12 protein-coding genes and 4 pseudogenes are annotated in these 19,838 nt (G+C 66.9%); 5 read left to right on the top strand and 11 right to left on the bottom strand.

The annotated features are described in order from the left end of the window. Nucleotides 1-391: 391 nt before the first annotated feature. From E6W39_RS44350 to E6W39_RS34650, 4 genes and pseudogenes are all read right to left on the bottom strand, one after another. A pseudogene (locus tag E6W39_RS44350) lies at nucleotides 392-628 on the bottom strand (RHS repeat-associated core domain-containing protein); the annotation flags it as partial. 1,220 nt (nucleotides 629-1,848) lie between these two features. Then, a complete protein-coding gene (locus tag E6W39_RS34660; RefSeq protein ID WP_181799582.1) occupies nucleotides 1,849-2,376 on the bottom strand; it encodes an RHS repeat domain-containing protein in 528 nt (175 codons plus the stop codon). Nucleotides 2,377-2,484: 108 nt separating this feature from the next. Then, nucleotides 2,485-3,324: an IS5 family transposase gene (locus E6W39_RS34655; RefSeq protein WP_181799581.1), complete on the bottom strand. Its 840-nt coding sequence runs from the start codon at nucleotides 3,322-3,324 to the stop codon at nucleotides 2,485-2,487. Between the two features lie 244 nt (nucleotides 3,325-3,568). After that, a pseudogene (locus tag E6W39_RS34650) lies at nucleotides 3,569-3,685 on the bottom strand (IS5/IS1182 family transposase); the annotation flags it as partial. A gap of 385 nt (nucleotides 3,686-4,070) precedes the next feature. Here E6W39_RS34650 and E6W39_RS34645 point away from each other — a divergent pair. The 5 genes and pseudogenes from E6W39_RS34645 (at nucleotide 4,071) to E6W39_RS34625 (ending at nucleotide 8,233) form a co-directional block, all read left to right on the top strand. Then, complete coding sequence (locus E6W39_RS34645) at nucleotides 4,071-4,724, top strand: nucleoside deaminase (protein WP_181799580.1); 654 nt, start codon at nucleotides 4,071-4,073, stop codon at nucleotides 4,722-4,724. 538 nt (nucleotides 4,725-5,262) lie between these two features. Beyond that, nucleotides 5,263-5,934 (top strand): deaminase, encoded by a 672-nt coding sequence (locus E6W39_RS34640; RefSeq protein WP_181799579.1) that lies wholly within the window; start codon nucleotides 5,263-5,265, stop codon nucleotides 5,932-5,934. Between the two features lie 259 nt (nucleotides 5,935-6,193). Then, nucleotides 6,194-6,352, top strand: a pseudogene (locus E6W39_RS40595) (IS5/IS1182 family transposase); the annotation flags it as partial. Between the two features lie 2 nt (nucleotides 6,353-6,354). Then, nucleotides 6,355-7,151 (top strand): IS5 family transposase gene (locus E6W39_RS34630; RefSeq protein WP_141638127.1). Its coding sequence is split into 2 segments (ribosomal slippage): nucleotides 6,355-6,700 and nucleotides 6,700-7,151, totalling 798 coding nucleotides; the frame shifts between segments, so codons are not numbered across the junction. A gap of 244 nt (nucleotides 7,152-7,395) precedes the next feature. Continuing rightward, nucleotides 7,396-8,233 (top strand): annotated as a pseudogene (locus tag E6W39_RS34625) (IS5 family transposase). A 598-nt stretch (nucleotides 8,234-8,831) separates the two neighbouring features. Here the strand turns inward: E6W39_RS34625 and E6W39_RS34620 are convergent. The 7 genes from E6W39_RS34620 to E6W39_RS34585 form a co-directional block, all read right to left on the bottom strand. Next, nucleotides 8,832-9,977, bottom strand: a complete 1,146-nt coding sequence (locus tag E6W39_RS34620) for a recombinase family protein (RefSeq protein WP_228718513.1) — start codon at nucleotides 9,975-9,977, stop codon at nucleotides 8,832-8,834. Between the two features lie 631 nt (nucleotides 9,978-10,608). After that, nucleotides 10,609-11,538, bottom strand: a complete 930-nt coding sequence (locus tag E6W39_RS34615) for an ADP-ribosylglycohydrolase family protein (protein ID WP_141636840.1) — start codon at nucleotides 11,536-11,538, stop codon at nucleotides 10,609-10,611. 413 nt (nucleotides 11,539-11,951) lie between these two features. Next, on the bottom strand, nucleotides 11,952-12,173 hold the full coding sequence (locus E6W39_RS34605) for a hypothetical protein (protein ID WP_141636839.1): 222 nt from the start codon (nucleotides 12,171-12,173) through the stop codon (nucleotides 11,952-11,954). Between the two features lie 104 nt (nucleotides 12,174-12,277). Further along, complete coding sequence (locus tag E6W39_RS34600) at nucleotides 12,278-17,074, bottom strand: putative T7SS-secreted protein (RefSeq protein ID WP_141636838.1); 4,797 nt, start codon at nucleotides 17,072-17,074, stop codon at nucleotides 12,278-12,280. Continuing rightward, entirely contained in the window at nucleotides 17,074-17,694 is a 621-nt protein-coding gene (locus E6W39_RS34595; RefSeq protein ID WP_141636837.1) for a hypothetical protein, read from the bottom strand. The genes E6W39_RS34600 and E6W39_RS34595 overlap by 1 nt, the downstream gene beginning before the upstream one ends. 10 nt (nucleotides 17,695-17,704) lie before the next feature. After that, complete coding sequence (locus E6W39_RS34590) at nucleotides 17,705-18,085, bottom strand: SseB family protein (protein ID WP_141636836.1); 381 nt, start codon at nucleotides 18,083-18,085, stop codon at nucleotides 17,705-17,707. 525 nt (nucleotides 18,086-18,610) lie between these two features. Beyond that, nucleotides 18,611-19,771 carry an SWIM zinc finger family protein gene (locus E6W39_RS34585; RefSeq protein WP_228718512.1) on the bottom strand — a complete coding sequence of 387 codons (1,161 nt, stop codon included), beginning with the start codon at nucleotides 19,769-19,771 and terminating at the stop codon, nucleotides 18,611-18,613. Nucleotides 19,772-19,838: the final 67 nt, after the last annotated feature.

Raw genomic sequence — 19,838 nt, 5'->3', positions numbered from 1 at the left:
CTGCGCCCTTGCTGCTGCAATCCAGGAACTCGGGCATATGGGCAAGGAAGTATTTTATTTCTTCGTCAGTCGCCCCATATTTCCACATCTGGAAGGCGGCCCAGCCCGGCGTGGTGTCGGGGTTCACCATTCTGGCTATGCGGCTAAATTCCTTGTGGCTCGTCCCCGAGCGGACTCCTTTATCTCCATTGCGGTATTTATGGGCGGACGTGACGAAGTCGGACATGGTCTGGCTGTCAACCGAGTTGTCGCCGTAGCCGACGTCGCTGTTGCCGTCTCCGGTGCCGGCGCTTGGGGTGGTGACGTAGCGGGTCGGGTTGTCCGGGCTGCTGCCGGTGCCGCCGATGGGGGTGCCGATGCCGCAAAGGTCGGCTGGGCACAGGCCGGTCGGGTCGCTGCTGTCGACCGGGTCGTTGCCGCTGTAGGCGTAGCCGTTCCACTGCTGCGGGCTTGCGGCAGCGAGGATGGGGTCGGGGTTGAGGAAGCGGCCGTGGACGGGGTCGTATTCGCGGGCGCCGAGGTTGGTCAGGCTGGTGGCGGGGTCGAGGGTGCCGCCGACGAAGCCCTTGTCGCCTGCCCAGGCGCTGGCCTGCGGCTGGGTGCCGCGGGGGTTGCCGAACGGGTCCATCCGGCGCCGGGTGACGGCCTGGGTGGTGTCGGCGGTGATCTGGACGCTGTTGGTGCCGTGCGGGTCGGCCGCCTGGTACATCAGGGTGCCGGCGTTGCCGCCGGTGCTGGTGCGGGTCACCGTCATGCCGCCCGGCGCCTGGTAGTAGCGCACGTCGCTGAGTGAGCCGTCGCTGTTCAAGGTCAGCTCGTCCGAGCCGAGGTTGAGGGTGGTCTTGCCCGGGTCGCGGCGGATCAGCTGGTTTCCGTCGGCGTCGTACAGGTAACTGGTGCCGCTGGCTTGGCTGGTGGCGGTCACCGAGGCCAGGTGGTCCTCGCCGTCCCAGGACAGCGTGGTCGTTCCCGAAGTGCTGGTGATGGCGGTGGTGTTGCCCGAGGGGTCGTACTGGTAACTCGACGCCGTGGTGCCGGACGCCGACTTGGTGCTGGTGGACAGCAGCGCGTGCGGACCGCCCGGGCCGCCGCCCGTGTTCGGCGCGCTGGTCGGGGTGTTGAGCGTCTTCGGTGCATTGAACGTCTGGGTGGTGGTGGTGTCGTTGGTGCTGTTGCCGGTGATGTCGTGCTGCACCAGGGTGGTCCGGTTGCCGGTGCTGTCGTAGCCGTACGTCTGCCAGTACGGCGCTGGACCACCGATACTCAAGCCGCCGCTGCTGGGCTTGGCGGGGCCGTTGGCGTTGGTGCAGGTGCCCACGTTGGGGACGGAGACCGAGGTGCCTGTGCCGAATTGGGCGCCTGAGCTGTCGGTCCAGGTGCCGGTGGGGCGGGTGACGGTGCCCTGGGTGTCGGTCCAGGCGTTGGTCAGGCGGCCCAGGTAGTCATAGGTGTAGCACTGGTTGTCGGTGGTGGTGGCGTCCTGGTTGTCGCTGGCCGAGGTGATCTGGCCGGAGGGGTTGTAGGTGTAGGTGGTCTGGTCTGCGGAGACGGTTCCGGTCTGCCGGTCGACCCAGGAGTTGAGGACCCGCCCGGTGGCGTCGTCGTACTGCTGTGTCGAGACGACCTCCGCACCGGGTGCCCCGAGTGTGGTGCGGGTCGGCCGGCCGTAGGCGTCGTAGATGACCTTGTCGACCAGGTAGTCGTTGCCTCCGTCCGAGGTCAGCACGCCGGTGTAGCCGTAGTTGTAGCCCACCGTCTCGGCCGGCATCCCGGGATGGGTGGGGTAGGTGGTGGTCTTCACCGTTCCCAGCACCGGGTTGTACGTGTTGGTGGTGGTGTACGTGCCCGTCAGCGCGCCTTCGCTGGAGGGATGGTGACGCTTGTCCCCAGGGCGCGGTAGGCGTTGTCGTACGCGGTGATCGCGCTGGTGTAGGCCTGGCCGCCGGCTCCGCCCACGTACCGGGTGGAGGAGGTCGACTGCCCCTTGTCGAGCGTGTCGTATGTCCAGGACGCCAGCTCGTTGGCGGGCGCGATGCTGCCGTTGTACATGCCGGTCTTGCGGCCCAGCAGGTCGTAGGTGTAGGCGAGGGTGTTGCCCTTGGCGTCGATCGTGTGGTCGACACGGGAGTTGGCGTCGTAGAAGGTCTGCGTGGTCCCGGTGTCCGGGTCACTGGCCTTCGTCTGTCGCCCGAGCAGGTCATAGGTGTACGTCCAGGCGTTGCCCGCCGCATCCGTCCGCCCCGCCGGCTGACCGCTGAGGGTGTATTGGTAGCTGGTGACGTCCGCGTCGCTCGCGTTCCCGGTCACCGTCGACGACTGGTACTGCCACAGCGCGCTGACCCGCCCACGTGCATCCGTGAACGTGCTTGTCAGCACGCCACCCTGTGGAGGCGTCGCATCGGTGCGATCGGCACCAGGGTAGGCGGTGAGCCAACACCACATAGGACACGGTCTTACTGGGCGTTTCGCCCCTGATTTCGGAGGTCAGGTTCCGCGCCAGGTGGGGGTGGCTTCGCCGGTGAGGCGGCGGGTCATCAGGTTGATCATCGCGACGTGAATCATGGCTTCGGAGCGGGCCGGGAGGGCTTCGTAGTCGCGGACCAGGCGCCGGTGGTTCATGAGCCAGCCCAGGGTTCGTTCGACGACCCAGCGGCGAGGTTGGACGACGAATCCCCTGGTGGCGGGGTCGCGTTGGACGATCTCGACGTCGATTCCAAGGGTGGCGCCGTGCTCGACGACGGCGTTCTTGTAGCCCATGTCGGCCCAGGCCTTGCGGAGCGTGGGATGGTCGGAGGCGACCTGGGTCAGCAGTTGCCGGCCGGAGGTGCCGTCCTGGACGCTCGCGGCGGTGACCAGCACCGCAAGGAGCAGGCCGATTGTGTCGGTGATGATGCTGCGCTTGCGTCCGGTGATCTTTTTGGCGGCGTCGATGCCCTGAGTTGTGGCGGGGACGTTGGTGGAGGTCTTGACGCTCTGGGAGTCCACGATGCAGGCCGTCGGCTCGGGGTTGCGACCCTCGGCCGTGCGAACGAGACGCCGTAGGAGGCCGTTTAGCTGGGCGAACACGCCGTCCTTCTGCCAGCGGGCGAAGTAGGCGTACACGGTCTGGTGGGGTGGGTAGTCGTGTGGGAGGTAGCGCCAGGGGATGCCGGTCCGATCGACGTAGAGGATCGCGTCCAGCAGGTCGCGCAGGTCGTGTTCGGGCGGGCGGCCGAAGGCGAGGGCGCGTGCGGTGCGGGCCTGGCGCCAGGCGGTCAGGGTGGGTTCGATCAGGGCCCAGCGGGCATCGGATAGGTCGCTCGGATACGGTCGACGAGCCGTCATGATGTATGCGTACTGCTGAACTTCCCGTCTGCCCAGGGGATTCGACGTTGGGCGGACGAATGCGGCTCAGGTCTACTCCTTGGGATGAGACAGGAGAAAGTACGCACTCCCGGCGTCACTTCGTAGACAGGCGACCCTGCTGCCACTTCGTGCACTACGGTCACCGCGGGCGGAGCGGACACACAGCCGGAGAATCATCACCAAGCAATGCACTCAGGGGCGAAACGCCCAGTTAGAGGTCATCTCATTTGGTAAGTCGGCGGTAGAAGATGAGGGTGGCGGCGATGCCGGCGAAGGCGAGGAAGAGTTCGGCCTTGCGTTCGTAGCGGCGATGTAGTCGTCGGCAGCCGGCGAGCCAGGCGGCCTGACTGTCGTGGAGGTCGAGGCTTCACCGCCTGCAGCTCAGTCTCTGCATGTCACAGAGGCCGATCGAGGACGACAACTGCCATACACGGCCAGGGTGTGTTCATGACCGCGCCGACCCCACCCGAACGAGTGGAACCCGGGCGCGACACTTAAGTCGCACTACTGAACCACCGATACGTTGAGTTAAGCACCAAGGCCCGCCAAATCAGACGCGACCCGGCGTGGGTGGAGGATCGAGAGGGGATGATCGTGGAATACCGTGATCTCGTCGTCGAAGGCGGCAAGCGCTACGCGAAGTCGGATGCAATGGGGCTTGCAGCATGCCCGGGAGTACCCGCACCCACACCGAAGCCTTTTGGGCTAAATGGGTCAGATATCCGATGACGACGTCGATGCCACACTCGGTCGATCGCCGCCAGGCGCTGCGTCAGGGCGCCTTCTTCATTGCTGCTGTTGGGGCGCTGTCGCTCTCGGGTGAGGCACGTGCAGACGCGCAGGCCTCACCCATCCAGCAGTGCACACCGCCCACGAAGCTGCCGCTCCAGCCCGAGTTCCCCACCTCGCCGCCCGACGCATTGCCGGAGCCCGTGCGCAGGAACCTCGAGACAGCAATGCGCGCAGCGATCAAAGTGGTGTCGCCGGCACCGCGGTTCCGCGGATTCGGCGCCGTACTGGTCAACGTGGATGATGGTCGGATCGTCGCGGAGGCGAAGGGGGGCGACGGCCCCGGAACGAATCATGCGGAGCTCAATGTGCTCCGGAACTTCGGCCTCTTGCACCCCGATGGGGAGGCTCTGCATAAGACTGTTTTGGTGACGACGGCCGAGCCATGCCCTATGTGCGCGACGTGTGCCATCTTCTCGCGGGTGGCCGGCGTGGCGTACGGAACCTCGCTCGAGTTCCTCATCGGACATCCACCCACCCGCATGCCGATCCGGATCTCGATGCCTCAGGTCGTCGCGACGGGCCCCCTGCCGAACATGCCGGTGGTCGGGGGCGTGCTCCACGAAGAGACGGATCCGCTCTTTATGTGACCTTGCACCGGGCGCGCCCTGACCGGCGTCGGGGGCCTGGCGGTGTCACTGAAGGATCTTCCGGACGGGCCTCCGGCTCGATCGAGAAGCCCGACGCGCCGCCCGCTGCATCGAAGCCGAGGTCCGGAGAGCGTCTTCTTCCCGGATTGGACAAACCTCTATCCGCACCACTTGGTTGACCGTTACGTGCCACTCGTCGTGGCACGTTCGTGGCACGACAGCCAGCCACAGCTGAGTGCCTCAGGATCGAGTCCGGACTTGCGCCCCGCACCCCAGCATGGCGGGCATCGGGGCCGTGCCTGACCCCTGCGACGTCTTCCCGTTCTCCGGGCGTCCGAGCGACGGGGATGCAGAAAGGCTTAAAGGCTTTACTTCAGGCATCAGTCATAGTCGAGAATCGAGAGGGGATGATCATGGAATACCGTGATCTCGTCGTCGAGGGCGGCAAGCGCTGCGCGAAGTCGGATGCAATGGGACTTGCGGCATGTTCGGGAGCACCCACACCGCAGCCTTTTGGCCTATTTGGGTCAGATGTCCGATGACGACGTCGATGCCACACTCGGTCGATCGCCGCCAGGCGCTGCGTCAAGGCGCGCTCTTCATTAGTGCCGTTGGGGCGCTGTCGCTCTCGGGTGAGGCGCGCGCAGACGCGCAGGCCTCACCCATCCAGCAGTGCACACCGCCCACGAAGCTGCCGCTCCAGCCCGAGTTCCCCACCTCGCCGCCCGACGCATTGCCGGAGCCCGTGCGCAGGAACCTCGACACAGCAATGCGCGCAGCGATCGACGTTGCGAAGGGGGCGGCTCATTCATTCGGCTACGGCGCCGTACTTGTCGACGTGGGCAATGGTGAGATCGTCTGGAGGGCGGCGAATACCGGCGGCGCCGACCCGTCGGCACATGCGGAGCTCAATGCGCTCCGGGGGTACAGCATCAACAAAGGCAGCTTTACTGCCGCCTCCATGACCGTCTTGGTGGCGACGGCCGAGCCATGCCCTATGTGCGCGACGTGTGCTGTCTTTGCGCGCGTGGCCGGCGTGGCCTACGGGACCTCGCTTGAGTTCCTTATGGCACAACCAGGCAACACGGTGCCAAGGATCTCAATGCCTCAGGTCGTCGCGACGTTGCCGCCAGGGGATCCCAGGACAAGGATGCCGGTGGTCGGGGGCGTGCTCCACGAAGAGACGGATCCGCTCTTCAGCAGGAAGTAGCCTTTCACTGATCGACGCCCTCGCCGGTGTCCGGGTTGGGGCAACCTCAATGCCCGGAATCGACCCGGCATCGCGCGGGAGATATCGTCGCTCCGTTGAGTCATTGCCACTCCTTACGCTGCTACCCGTGGGCGTATAACGCGTGAGCAGGAGCACTCGGTACTTCGAAGAGAAGTCGTGCTGGCCGAGGGCATTTGAGGCGCTGGTCGCAGAGCCCGCGAAGCGAGGTGTCGGCACTCCGCTGTACCGACGATGGCTCCGGTCCCGCGGCATCACCCCGCGCATCGCCCGCCGCGGGATCGAATCCTCCGAGCGCCTGGGACGCCACCGCTGGACGGTGGAGCGCACCGTCGCCTGGCGCGCCGGCTGCCGACGACTACAAAGTCATCTCATTTGGGTCGGTAGGCTGCGGTCGTGACGATCGTGGAGCGGTTGTTGCCGGACGGGTTGTGGGAGCTGTTCCAGCGGGTGGTCCCGGCTGCGCCGGCCCGCCCGCAGGGCGGCGGGCGGCGTCGCCATGGCGACCGTGAAGTGCTGGCCGCGATCATCTTCGTGGCCACCTCCGGGTGCACATGGGCCCAGCTCCCACCGTGCTTTGGCCCGTCCGGACCGACCGCACACCGGCGCTTCGCAGAGTGGAGCGCGGCCCGGGTGTGGGCGAAGCTGCACCGCCTGGTCCTGGACGAGCTGGGCGCCCGAGGAGACCTGGACTGGTCGCGGTGCGCGGTCGACTCGGTGAACATGAGGGCCGCGAAAAGGGGGAGCTGACAGGTCCGAATCCTGTCGATCGGGGCAGGTACGGGTCAAAGATCCACATGGTCACTGAACGCACCGGTTTACCCCTGTCGATCGGCATCTCCGGGGCGAACCTGCACGACAGCCAGGCCCTGGAACCGCTCGTACGCGGCATCGCGCCAGTCCGCTCCCGACGCGGACCACGCCGACGTCGCCCCGCCAAGCTCCACGCCGACAAGGCCTACGACTACACCCACCTGCGCCGATGGCTCCGGTCCCGCGGCGTCACCCCGCGCATCGCCCGCCGCGGCATCGAGTCCTCCGAGCGCCTGGGACGCCACCGCTGGACCGTCGAGCGCACCGTCGCCTGGCTCGCCGGATGCCGGCGTCTCCACCGCCGATACGAACGCAAGGCCGAACACTTCCTCGCCTTCGCCGGCATCGCCGCCACTCTCATTTGCTACCGCCGACTCACCAAATGAGATGACTTCTTACTGGGCGTTTCGCCCCTGAGTGCATTGCTTGGTGATGATTCTCCGGCTGTGTGTCCGCTCCGCCCGCGGTGACCGTAGTGCACGAAGTGGCAGCAGGGTCGCCTGTCTACGAAATGACGCCGGGAGTGCGTACTTTCTCCTGTCTCATCCCAAGGAGTAGACCTGAGCCGCATTCGTCCGCCCAACGTCGAATCACCTGGGCAGACGGGAAGTTCAGCAGTACGCATACATCATGACGGCTCGTCGACCGTATCCGAGCGACCTATCCGATGCCCGCTGGGCCCTGATCGAACCCACCCTGACCGCCTGGCGCCAGGCCCGCACCGCGCGCCCTCGCCTTCGGCCGCCCGCCCGAACACGACCTGCGCGACCTATTGGACGCGATCCTCTACGTCGATCGAACCGGCATCCCCTGGCGCTACCTCCCACACGACTACCCACCCCACCAGACCGTGTACGCCTACTTCGCCCGCTGGCAGAAGGACGGCGTGTTCGCCCAGCTCAACGGCCTCCTACGGCGTCTCGTTCGCACGGCCGAGGGTCGCAACCCCGAGCCAACGGCCTGCATCGTGGACTCCCAGAGCGTCAAGACCTCCACCAACGTCCCCGCCACAACCCAGGGCATCGACGCCGCCAAAAAGATCATCGGACGCAAGCGCAGCATCATCACCGACACAATCGGCCTGCTCCTTGCGGTGCTGGTCACCGCCGCGAGCGTCCAGGACGGCACCTCCGGCCGGCAACTGCTGACCCAGGTCGCCTCCGACCATCCCACGCTCCGCAAGGCCTGGGCCGACATGGGCTACAAGAACGCCGTCGTCGAGCACGGCGCCACCCTTGGAATCGCCGTCGAGATCGTCCAACGCGACCCCGCCACCAGGGGATTCGTCGTCCAACCTCGCCGCTGGGTCGTCGAACGAACCCTGGGCTGGCTCATGAACCACCGGCGCCTGGTCCGCGACTACGAAGCCCTCCCGGCCCGCTCCGAAGCCATGATTCACGTCGCGATGATCAACCTGATGACCCGCCGCCTCACCGGCGAAGCCACCCCCACCTGGCGCGGAACCTGACCTCCGAAATCAGGGGCGAAACGCCCAGTTAATGCCGCTTTCGGGATCGCGCGTGCTCGACCGGTGGGCATTCGCACGCTGCCGCGGCTCCTGCGCACGGCGGGGCTTGACGACACCAGCCTTGGCACCGCCGCAGCCGGGCTCCCGGCCACGGAGCGCGCCGACAGCCAGCAGATCTCACCATCGCGGAGCGCCCCGCGAGACGCGACGGCTCGAATGTCAGTCACGATGCCTCCATCGAACCGTACCCTGGCCGATTGCCGAGCGGCGGCAAGAAGCCGGCCGTGCCCGTCGCCCGCCAGCCCACCCAAACGGGTGAAACCGAGCTGCCCTCATTGTGCGCCGCCATCCGCGGCAGGCACCATATCTGCAGTTGGCCTAGCCAGTTGCAGCGATTCCGCTAAGGCACTGTCAGTTGTCCCGACAGTAGCGGCATATACGTATGGGTTGGCACACCCCTCGGACACACACGCTGTACATGTTTCCGGGGTTTCCGGCAGCGGTTTTTAGCGCCCGTACCAGGTCGTCGGCCAGGTACGGGCGTTCGGTCTTTAGCTCCCTCCCTGCTCCTTAGTGCTAGTGATCCTCGGGGCGGCAGTCAGCCGATGAAAATCCTCTCCCCCTCTCGGTCGGTGTTGGCGATCAGGGTCTGCGCTTCCGGGTCGTAGGTGAGCGTCAGGTTGCTGTGACGGAGGTACCCGATGCAGTCGGCGACGCTCGGTGCCTCAGCCGTACCAGGTGAGACGGCGCCAGCCGTGGTAGTCGTGAGCCGGATGGCGAGGGCGGCCAGGTGCGGCAGGATGCTGTCCTCGCGGACGTAGGCGTTGCGCGGCCGGTCGGGCCTCGGGGTGGCACTGGTGTGGCCGTGCCGGCAGCGGTAGCCGGGGCGCTGGTTGGCCCAGCAGGACTCCATCCGGCGGCCGCAGATTCGACAGCGCAGGAGCCCGGCCAGCAGGTAGGTTCGGCCGGGGGCGGTCTCGCGTGCGGCGCGGATGTGCTGGACGGCGACGAAGTCGGCCTCGGTGACGAGCGCGGGGTGTGCCTGAGTGCGGGAGATGGCCCAGTCCTCGGGGCTGTTCCAGCGCATGACATCCCGGGTCCTGAGGGTGGTGTTGTCCGGGTCGATCAGCTCGTGGTCGGTGCGCTGGCGGTTCCAGACCTGGCGGCCGGTGTAGCGGGGGTTGGCCAGGACGTACCGCACCGTGGTCACGGTCCACCGGTCGCCGCTGCGGTGCGGGTTGCGGTCACGGTCGGCGGCCGAGGGGCACGGGACAGCCGTGTCGTTGAGGGCGCGGGTGATCCGGGCCATGCTGTGCCCGGCCAGGCGCTGCGCGAAGATCCACCTGACGATCGGCCCACACTCCGGATCGACGTCCAAGCGCCGGATGCGCATGCCGCGAAGGGCCCAGGCCCGGTTGGGGTGCGGGCCCGCGTCGACCAGCCGGTACCCGTACGGTGGTCGCCCGCCCAGGTAGCGGCCCTGATCGCGGGCCTGGACCGTCATCGCGGAGCGGACTCGGATCCGGGTCCGGGTGATCTCGCGCTTGGCGAGGATGCCGAGAAGAACCATCAGCTCCTCGTGGCCGGCGATCGCCGGGTCCGCCGCGCCGCCCAGTTCGGGGATCCACACGGCAACCCCGTAGTGCTCGAACAGCGGGGCCATGACGCTGAACTGGTTACCGTGGAAAGCGCGTTCGCTGGAGCCGATAACAATCGCGTCGAAAGCCCGGTCCGGATCGGCCATGGCGGCGAGGAGCTGGGCGGCCTCGGGACGACGCGCCCATGGCAGGGAACGGCTGTGGCCGACGTCGAAGAACCCCGCGACGATACGGCCGTGGCCTGAGACCAGGGACTCGGCCCTCAGCAGCTGCCAGGCACGCGAGGTGGCGGGGTCCTGATGGTCCTCGGTGGAGACCCGTGCCGTAGAACGCGAACCGAAGCCCGGCCTTCTCGGATGTCTGGGCCTGGGTCGTCCCTCCACGTTCACGCGCCCACATGGCCAAAGCACCTGGCCCTGCATCTGGCACAACATGCGCGCCCCCGCTCGCCGAACGGCCCATCACCACGGTTGACCTCTCCTCCCGCAGGCCGACGATCGAACACCGTGCTCCGAGCATGGATCCGCCGACACCAGCCAGGCGAGGCTCGCCCGGATGTGACGTCACGAACGGGTGAAATTCGACCAGAAGCCCTGCGCATCGGACTCGCTACTGCTCGGCCCAACTGGCGAACCGTGAGTTCAAGCAGCACGCAGGCGGAGCCGTAGCATCTGACGGGCTGACCAGCGCGAGTCAGCTCACGGTGGCTGCGGCGCCGGGTAAGGGATGTCATAGGCCCTACTCGGCAAGGCCGGCGATCAAATGAGCCGGGGTGGTTCAGGCGGCGAGACGGTGTGCGAGGTCGAGGAGTTCCGGCAGTCGCAGTACCCGTCCTCCGTAGCCGGGCAAAGGCACGTGGAGTGGTTCGGTCCAGCGGGTGGGGATAGCGTTGAGGCCGTAGATCGCACCGGCGAGACCGCCGGTGACAGCCGCGACGGTGTCGGTGTCGCCGCCGAGGTCGACCGCCATACGCACGGCGTCCTCGTAGGAGGTGGTGGTGCGCACTGCCCAGACGGCAGAGCCCAGGCAGGGCCAGACGGCGCCGTTGAACTCGGTGGCGTCATCCGGGTGCCAGGTGGGCGCGAGGACGGTGGCGTAGCGGTCACGATGGTGCGGATCGACGTGAGTAAGGATCTCCGGGAGGGCGGCCAAGGGATCGTCGCCTTCCAAGGCCAGCCGAACCAACTCGTGGAAGATGGCGGTGCCTTCCCAAGCCGCGCTGTCGCCGTGGGTCAGGGCGGCGATCTTGCGGGCGGCATCCATGGTCACCTGGCGCCCGTTGCGGGCGAAGTACACCGCCGAGGTCGCCGCCCTCATCAGCGAACCGTTGCCGGCAGCGCGTAGGTTGACCTGGAAGTGGACGGCTGCGGCCACGTTCCAGGGCATGCCGTTGGTCAGGACGTCCTCGGTCTGCAGCCCGATGTCCTTGGGTTCGGACACGGCCCAGCGCTGGAAGCGGGCGAAGATGTCCGGCAGCTCCAACCCACCGTGCTCCAGGAGGGATTCGCCGACCAGGACGGCCATCTGCGTGTCGTCGGTGGCCTCGCCGGCCTCCCAGCCACCGCCCCCGCACATCTCGTCGTCGGATCCTGGCAGGGGAAACCGCGCGGAGTACGTGCCGGCAGGGCCGAACTCGAACGGGGCCCCTAGGGCGTCCCCCACGGCAGAACCGACCACGGCTCCGGCCGCCCGCTGATGTCCGATCACGCCGTCAGGTTATCCGCCGGCCGCCCGCTCTCGGCCGGGACCTCGGCGAATGCACTTCGGGCCAGCCGCAACCCGCACGTGGCAGCCCGCGGCCTACACAGAGTCAGGACATACGTTTCGTCGTCGGGGGCCGAGTTCGCCGCCCTGGGCCTGGGCCAGGCGGGCATCGAGAGCTTCCAACATGCCGGACAGGCGAAGCACCGTGAGTGGTTCCCGAATGCGTGTGCCGCACCACCTTCGCGATCCGCACCGAGGTCGACCTGGCCCTGTTCGCCTACATCGGCGGCTGCTACAACACCCGCCGCTCTCCAAATATGCCTTGCTACCTCAGCCCCGACGAGTACGAAGCGAAGTACTACGCTGACCAGGCGACGGCCGAACAGTGGCCGTCGAAGGGCAGCCCGAGGGAACTGTTACCCGGGCGGGCGGCTGAACATCTTCATCCAGAAGGTGATGCGAGAGACGTCGGCGCCCGAAAGGAACATCTCGTAGCCATTGGTCCCGCCATCGATGGTGATCATCGCCAGGGTGTCGCCTTGGACGCTGTGCAGGAAGTCCACCAGTGCACGGGTGGCATCGAGGTGCCGGGCGTCGGAGGCGCTCCGGCGTAGTCGCTTCTCGTAGATCCGTCGCATGGAGTCGACCCTCACGGGTGAGCAGTCTGCCGATATCTCTCCGGCAAGGAGGCCAGCGACGCCGGGATCGCAGATGCCGTCTGCGATCGCCTGACGGACAAGCCTCACCGCTCGAGCCGGGTCCATGGTCCTCCGTTCACACTTATCTCAGCATCAGGCACGGTCCCGCCGATGGTGACCTCCAACTCGCTAGCGTAGTCCTCGACGTAGTTGACGCCGGGGACCCGGAAATACCCGGTGCCGTCGGCATTGGGGATCCGCAGGACTACGCCGGGTCCATTTCCTTCCCTACTGTAGTCGAGCGCCACGTCCTCATAATCGGTGCTCCAGGAGGTGTAGCCGCTATCCTCCGTGTTACCACCGACGTGCCTCTGAACATCCATGTTGGTGCCATTAGGCTCAGCCCTGCCTTGGAGGGCGTTCTCGTAGGCTCGCTGCCACGCGATCGGATCCGTGCCATCCGCATAGGGGACGCCACGGTAGAGATAAGGAGCCTCGGCAGGGTCCCAACTACCACCATTCGTCGTCGGCGTGATAGGACAGTCATCCGGCGCCAACCCCAATGGATCCGCCCAGGTGGTCGGGTTGTGAACGTACGCCCTGGTATTAGGCGCAGCTCGCAATCCGAGTGGGTCATTAGTCAGGTAGTGGGCAGTGGCTGGATCGTAGTAGCGGTGGAAATTGTAGTGAAGCTGCGTTTCAGGATCATAATATTGACCTGGAAACCGAAGGGGCGTAGAGGTAGCACCATCAGCCGGCCAAGTCGTATCACCCCAGAGGCTCGTGCGGGCGGACCACGCCTTGGATACCGCTGGATCGACTAGATGCGTTGGAGTTCCCACAAGGTCGGTGACGAAGGCAAAATAGTGCTGCCGATCCTGCTCCTCCGAATCGCCAATGATCATTTCCAGCTGGGCCAACGGACGCAATCCGTCATATTCCCATGTCATCGTGTACGGCCCAGGAAGCGCAGGACTGTTTGCAACCTGCTCAATCAGCGAGCTTCCGTCCCATGTGAAGTCGGTCCACTCGACTACACTCATATCGTCATCTGTGCGTTGCTTCGCAATGCGCCGACCGAATGGATCATAGAGATAGCGCCAACGCTGACCATCGGGGGTGACAACAGATGTCAAACGGTCTTCGGCGTCCCACGTGTAGTGCCAGACGTCGGACTTACGTGAGACCCTCTTCCGCCTACGGCGGACAACGCGTCCTTGGGCGTCGTATTCAAAATGCAAGTTTCCAGCCTGACGGACGCGAGTACCCTGATAAGAAAACTCGCCGGGGACAGCAGACCCTGGTCCTGTGGGGCCGACTCGCCCGGTAGCGGTGAGGTTTCCTGAACCGTCGTAAGCATACTCCTCGACCCCCATAGACCCTCGGACCGAGGTAATTCGACCTATGGGGTCCAATATGAAACGAAGGGTTCCCGAGCTCTGATCCGTGATGCCGACTAGGCTTCCGTCGGCTTGGTAGCTGTACTCGCGCTGCAGCAAAGCCGAGAGCCCGTTCACATCTGCGTCGCTCCTGCTGGACAGCACCTGACCAGTCAGGCGGCTAGAACTGTCCCAAGACTGGGCCAGGCTGACGTCATTTCCGAGCTCCCGGCAGATCTCGCGCCCTGCAGCATCACGGGTGAACTTCATAGTCCGTCCCGCGGTTGTCAGCGTCTTCAGAGCACCTGTCGCATCGAATCCCCAGTTGCTCGTCACGCCCGATGGTGTTCGCCGTACCCGACGCCGCCCGATCTGATCGCGCTCAATCGCAAGGGTGCGGCCATTGACGGTCTCCGCGGTCAGGCGGCCAAGTCGATCGTAATCGCGGATCAACTCCACACCGGAACTTACCGCCGAGACCAGCCGCCCCATCAGGTCGTAGGCATATGACGTGACCGCACCCTGGACATCCTTGGTGGCAACCCTGCCAACGGCATCGTATGTGTATGCCACGGTCTCACGGACTGCATTGGTGCGACTCTGAATCCGGCCGTCGGCAAAGTAGCTGTAGACCTGCGTTCGGCCATCGAAATCCGTCTCAGCCGTCAGACGGCCTGCCACGTCATACCGATAATGCCACTTGAGACCCAGGGGACTGGTTACCTCAACGAGTCGGAGCTCGGCGTCGTACTCGAAGGTGTACCGGGCGCCGTCAGGAGTAGTACGGCTGGCAAGGAGGTCGAAGTCCGTGTAGCCCATGACCGTGACTCCACCGAGTTGGTCCCTCCGTGCGACAACATTCCCCTCGGGGTCGTAGGTCCACTCTTCGGTTGCACCGTCGGGTGCAGTCCGCGAGATTAGACGCCCCTCGATGCTCCAGACAAGCTTGGTCGTGTTCCCTAGCGGATCCGACACCGCAATAGGTCGGCCGAATTCGTCGCGCTGGAACCGAGTCACACCACTAAGCTTGTCCCCTGCCTCGACTACCAGACCAGCTGCATCGCACCTAGTGGAAGTCCTGTGGCCAAGTGAGTCCGTTACTGCAGCGAGGTGGCCGGCAGCGTCGTAACTGAATCGGGTTACCAGCCCAGTCGGGTCGATCAGAGCAGTGCAGTTGCCCCGGTCGTCGTAACTCCGGCGCCAGACTGAACCGTCGGGGTCAACCACGCAGGTGGCGAGGCCGAGGGGCCCGTAGACAGAGGAGGACTGTGCTCCGTCAGGACGAACCACGGTGGTCACGTTGCCCAATTCGTCATACTCGAACCGAGTTGCGTGACCGAGCGGGTCCACCACCTCAATAAGGCGGTGGAAGCGGTCGCGGGCGAACCGCGTGGCATGCCCAAGCGCGTCCGTGGAGGCCGTCACCTGGTGCAGCTCATTTATCTCATATCGCTGTACCGCACCAAGGGAGTTCGTGACAATGGTAAGACCTGGCTGGTAGTCGTAGTGCCAGCATAGATGTCCTCCGGAGCCGCCTTGGGATATGCAGCGGTCCTGGTCGTCGTAGACGTAGTCGTAGCGCGAGTCGTTGCGGTCGATCCAGGCGGTCATCCGGCCGAGGTCGTCGTACTCGAACCGCAGCGGCAGGCCCGAGGAGTTGGTGACTTCGGTGAGGTGGCCGTCGGTGTAGCCGTAGCGGACGAGTTCGAGCCCTGCCGTGCGGAGGGCGGTGATGCGGGAGTCGGTGACGTCGACTTCCAGGTGGTAGCCAGCGCTGTGGCGGATGCCGACCGGGGCACCGTCGTAGTCGTAGTCGAACGTCAGGCAGTGGCCGGCCCGGTCGACGATGGTGTCGATCGGGGCGAGGGCAGGGTGGACCGGGTCGCGACGGAAGGTACGTATGCGGCCGGAGATCGGGTCGGTGACCGTGTACAAGCCCTCGGAGGTCAGGGCCAGTGGCCAACGGGCGCCCGTGCTCGGCAGGGTCGGAGCGCCTGGTGCGGGGTGCGGGTAGGCCAGGGCGATGCCGTCGCCCTGGAGCAGGACGACGCCCTCGGCGTCGATCTCCAGGCGCTCGTCCATTGTGCAGGCCCAGGTCGGGCCCATCCAACGCCCGGCGCGGTAGTGCGAGTCGTGCGTGCGGGTGAAGAGCAGCGGGAGGACGCCGGCGAGGTGGGCGTCGGTCTGCGACAGCGTCATGTGGCCGGTGGCCATGTCGATCGGGTCGCCGTCGCAGACCCGGTCGTCCTTGCCGCGGCCGGGGACGTTGGGGTCCTTGACGGCGTCGCGGCCCGCGGTGCCGCCCGCGTTCTCCGCCCCGTCCTTGGCAGCATTTGCGCCCGCGTTCTCGGCCGCGTCTCGGGCGGTGTTCCCGGCGATATCGGTGCCGGCCGCTGCTACGTCGCCACCGCCGCCGGTGACGGCGCCGAAGGCGAGGTTGGTGGTGAGATTGCCGGCGGCTTCGAAGGGGTCGGAGCCCCAGCCGGATCCGACTACCGAGGAGAGCAGTTGGGTGGGGTGGTTGCTGGTCTTGATCAGGCCGGCGGCGACCTGGTTGACGTGGTCGATGTAGGTGGCGGGGTGGGTGATGTTGTAGATGTCCGTCGGGTTCATGCCGCGAATGAAGTCCCCGATGCCGGCCGCGCCCTTGATGATGCCGCCGCCGAAGTGATCCCTGGCGACATTCTCTCCCTGGACCAGGTCGGACGCGTCCAGCTTCAACCGCTCGGCCATGCTCGGCTCCGGCGGGGCCGCGTCCATGGCGGTCTTCAGCGCCGCAGCCGCGGTCGCGGCCGCCGTATCCCGGGCCGAGCGGGCGCCGTTCAGCAGGTCCTGGGCGTGGGTGAACTGATCGCCGGTCGGGTCCTTGAAGGTGCCCGGATCGGTCGGTTTGGGCCCCGGGTTGGGGTTGTTGCTCTTGGTGGCGTCGTCGTAGGTTTTGAGGGCCTTGTTGTAGGTGTCGACGCTCGTGTTGTACGCGTCCTGCGCCTGCTTCTGGGCTGCCTTCGCCGCGTTGTAGGCGTCGATTGCCTGCTTGGCCTGGTCCTGCGCCCAACTGACGGTCTGCGCGTACTGGTCCAGCGCCTTGGCCGCCGCGTCACACGCGTCCGCCGCCGCGAACCACTGCGCCGGGTGCGGGGTGAACTTGGCGCGGAACGCCTCCGCGGCCTGACCCTGCCAATGGTCGCTGTCCATCGCCCGCAGCCCGCTGCCGGTCGACTCGAAGGCATCGTGGAACACCTGCAGGTGCGTCGCCGACTCCCCGATGGCCTTGGTATCGCCGTGCACCAGTTGCTTCGGGTCGTCGGTCTGGCCCAGCTGCAACTCGGGGATCTGCGCACCCAGCTTGTCGGCGATCTTGTCGCCGTAGTTGTCCACCGTGTGCGCGGCATCGTGCAGACCGACCGCGTCCAGCCCGTCACCGACCAGATGCGTCCCCCTTTCGACCGCCCCGCCGGCCGCCTTCTTGCCGTCCTTGTACAAGTCGTTCAGGTCATTGCCGACCGAGTCGAGCAGCCCCATCAGTGGTGATCCCCCATCTGCTGGGCCAACGCCCGATTCTTCTCGGCCTCGGCCTCAAGACGCTTCGCCTCATCGCCGGTCACGGCGGCGCCGTTCGGTGTCAACGCGTTCAGCGCCTTCAACCGCGGATCACTGTTCAACATGTCGGCCCCCGTCGACTCCCAGGCCGCCTTGCTGTCCAACATCGCCTGGTTGAAGGACTGCTGCGAATAGTCCGCACCACGGATCTGCGTGTACGGATTGTTCCCGAGCACCGTGTCCCAGGACTCCCCCTCCACCTGCTTGTCCGTCAGATCCGGGTTCCCGATCGCCGCGTTCGCGAGGTCCTTGAACGCACCCGACATGTACTGCTCCTGGTCGTAGTACCTCCCCGCCGACAAGTGGAGCTTCTGCGCGATGTCGTTGCCGTCGTGCACCAGGCGCCGCACCTGCCAGCTCCACCGGTCACAGAAGTTCTGCAACGCGCTCTGCAGGCCGCCGTTGCCGACCTGCATCCCCGTCAGAGCGATGTTGGAGAAGCCACGGCCGACCTCGGCGCCCTCGACGATCCCCAGCTTCTTCAACTCACCGATGGCTTCCTTGATCCCGTTCGCCGTGTCGCTCAGCGCGGTCGGGTCCACCTGGTAGGAGTCAGCCACGATCCACCGCCACCGCATCCGGAACGACCCCGCGCACCGGCGGCAGCAGGAACGGCGCCGGCCCCGCGACATCCACGGCCACCCCCGCCGGAACACCCATCGCCGGCACCGCCACATCCATCAGCCGCCAGCCATAGACCGTCAGATACGGCACCTCGGGCCCCAGTTCGCCGGCCTGCGCATACCGCATCAGGGCGTCCTCGCCCGTGAACGCATACAGCCACTGGACCCCGCCGAGGTCCGCCGCCAACGGCTCACCACCCCGGGTCGGCACCAGCACCGCACTACGACGGAACTCCAGCACCACCCTGGCACTGTCGATCTGCCCCTCGTGCAGAGCAACCAGACGCTCCGCAAGCTCCGCCCCTGGCACGCGCCCCCACTACGCTCGGCGATCAAATCGATACTCGACAGACTATCCGATAGTAGTGACATGATCACTCGGCCCTGAGGTGGGCCATGACCACTGCGCAACGGGCACCAGGCTGGAACCGAACTAGCATCACCATCACCGTCGTGGCGTTTGCCGCCCGGCCTCCCCGGTCGGCTCATACGTTCCGTGGGCTGGGCGGCCGGCCCTGTGGTGTGCCCAAAAGCGGCTGAGGTCGGCGCACCGCCCAGCGCTACCCGCTATAGCCCCTCGCCCAACCAGCGAGCAGCCGACGCCCACTCCCCAGTGGCCGATGGTGCAAGTCCCCCTACGGGAGGGCTGCCCGGGCCGCGCAACTCGGCCGCCAGGGCACCGCCGCGCCCGCCGACACGGCACGCGGGACGAGCACGGGTGGCGACGCTGATTCCCGCGTACCGGCACGCTTCCCGCGCTCCTGCGACATCCCACCAGCCGCTGCGCCAGACCGTCCCGAAGCGGATGGCGAGAAAGCCGTTCGATGTCCTGGAGTCAGCGTTCCCAGGCGGTGGTCAGAGCGGAGACCGGGTCGCTTGTCGCCGGGGCGCACGGCCACCAGTCGCCGTTCTCCTGCCGGTACGGGTACCAGCGGCCATCCGGACCGAGACGGAGTTGGAGGCCCGTGTCGCCGAGGGTAAGGCGGTTGCGCCAGCCTCTCAGCGGTGTTGGGCCTCCCTCCGATGCCATGTCCGCGAGCGCCTCGGCCACCGCGGTGCGGGCCGAGGCCATGACGGCCGGGTCGGCGGGGCCGGGCTCCTCGGCGACGGCCATCCCGACCGCGCCGCCGTAGCGCCAGGCTCGGGTGAGCCGGGCGAGCTCCATGGGGCGCAGTCCGGTACCGGCCTGCAGTCCCTGGAACCATGCGAGATGGCGTTGGGTGGCGGTGAGGCGGACCGCGTCCTGGCGCTGTGTCAGCGCGAGGGAGGTGTGGTCTCCGGCGAGGAGGGTTCGGGCGCGGGCGGCTGTGTCGGCAGTGAGGCGTTCGAGGTCTGCTCGGGTGAGCCCGAAGGCGGCAGGGGGATCGACCGGCAGCCGGGATTCCGACCGTCTGGCCGAAGAGCGGCCCTCGGGCACGCGCGGCCGCGGCAGGCTGGTCGGTGCCTGGGCCCAGCGCGCGTACGCGGCAGCGGCCGGGGTTCCGGCCGGGGTCTCCTGCGCGGCCGGTCGTTCGGCCTGGCGCCGCTCGCGCAGCTCGCCGAGGACCTGGTCGCGGCCTCTGCCACGCAGGGCGAAGAGCACGAAGGGATCGTCGTCGATGCGCGCGGCGATCGCGTAGCACAGTGCGGCGGCGTGCTTGCAGGGGTAGCCCCAGTCGGGGCAGGAGCACTCGGGGTCGAGCTCGGTGGGTCCGGGCAGCAGCGGCACGCCCGCGGCTCGCGTGTCCTCGACCAGTTCGGCGGGCATCTCGCCGTCCAGCAGTGCGGCAACGTGCCCGGCCCGCGCGGCGATAGCGGTGAGCAGGGTGTCCCACTGACCGCCCGTCAGTACGGGGATGTGCAGCGCCGAGCGGTACGGGCGCGGCTGGCTGCCCTGTACCGGGGCCTTGATCTGTCCGGGTGCGACCACGATCGTGCCGACCATGCCCTTGCGAGCGTAGGTGCGGCCCCGGGCCAGGCGGCCGGAGTCGAGGGTGGAGTCCTCCAGCGCGGTCACCCACGCCTGGCCCACCAGGTGGCGGCGAACGCGCGGGCCCCGCGGGTAGGTGCTCGGCGGGTCGGCG

Origin of the sequence: Kitasatospora acidiphila (genome assembly GCF_006636205.1) — a bacterium.
GTDB classification, from domain to species: Bacteria; Actinomycetota; Actinomycetes; order Streptomycetales; family Streptomycetaceae; genus Kitasatospora; species Kitasatospora acidiphila.
Note: the sequence above shows the minus strand (reverse complement) of the source record. Positions and strands in the feature narration are given on the sequence as shown.

What these genes read in the sequence shown, in the direction of transcription:
- E6W39_RS34655 (WP_181799581.1), bottom strand. Translation starts at nt 3,324, where the DNA reads ATGACGGCTCGTCGACCGTATCCGAGCGACCTATCCGATGCCCGCTGG.
- E6W39_RS34645 (WP_181799580.1), top strand. Translation starts at nt 4,071, where the DNA reads ATGACGACGTCGATGCCACACTCGGTCGATCGCCGCCAGGCGCTGCGT.
- E6W39_RS34640 (WP_181799579.1), top strand. Translation starts at nt 5,263, where the DNA reads ATGACGACGTCGATGCCACACTCGGTCGATCGCCGCCAGGCGCTGCGT.
- E6W39_RS34620 (WP_228718513.1), bottom strand. Translation starts at nt 9,977, where the DNA reads ATGGCCGATCCGGACCGGGCTTTCGACGCGATTGTTATCGGCTCCAGC.
- E6W39_RS34605 (WP_141636839.1), bottom strand. Translation starts at nt 12,173, where the DNA reads ATGCGACGGATCTACGAGAAGCGACTACGCCGGAGCGCCTCCGACGCC.
- E6W39_RS34600 (WP_141636838.1), bottom strand. Translation starts at nt 17,074, where the DNA reads ATGGGGCTGCTCGACTCGGTCGGCAATGACCTGAACGACTTGTACAAG.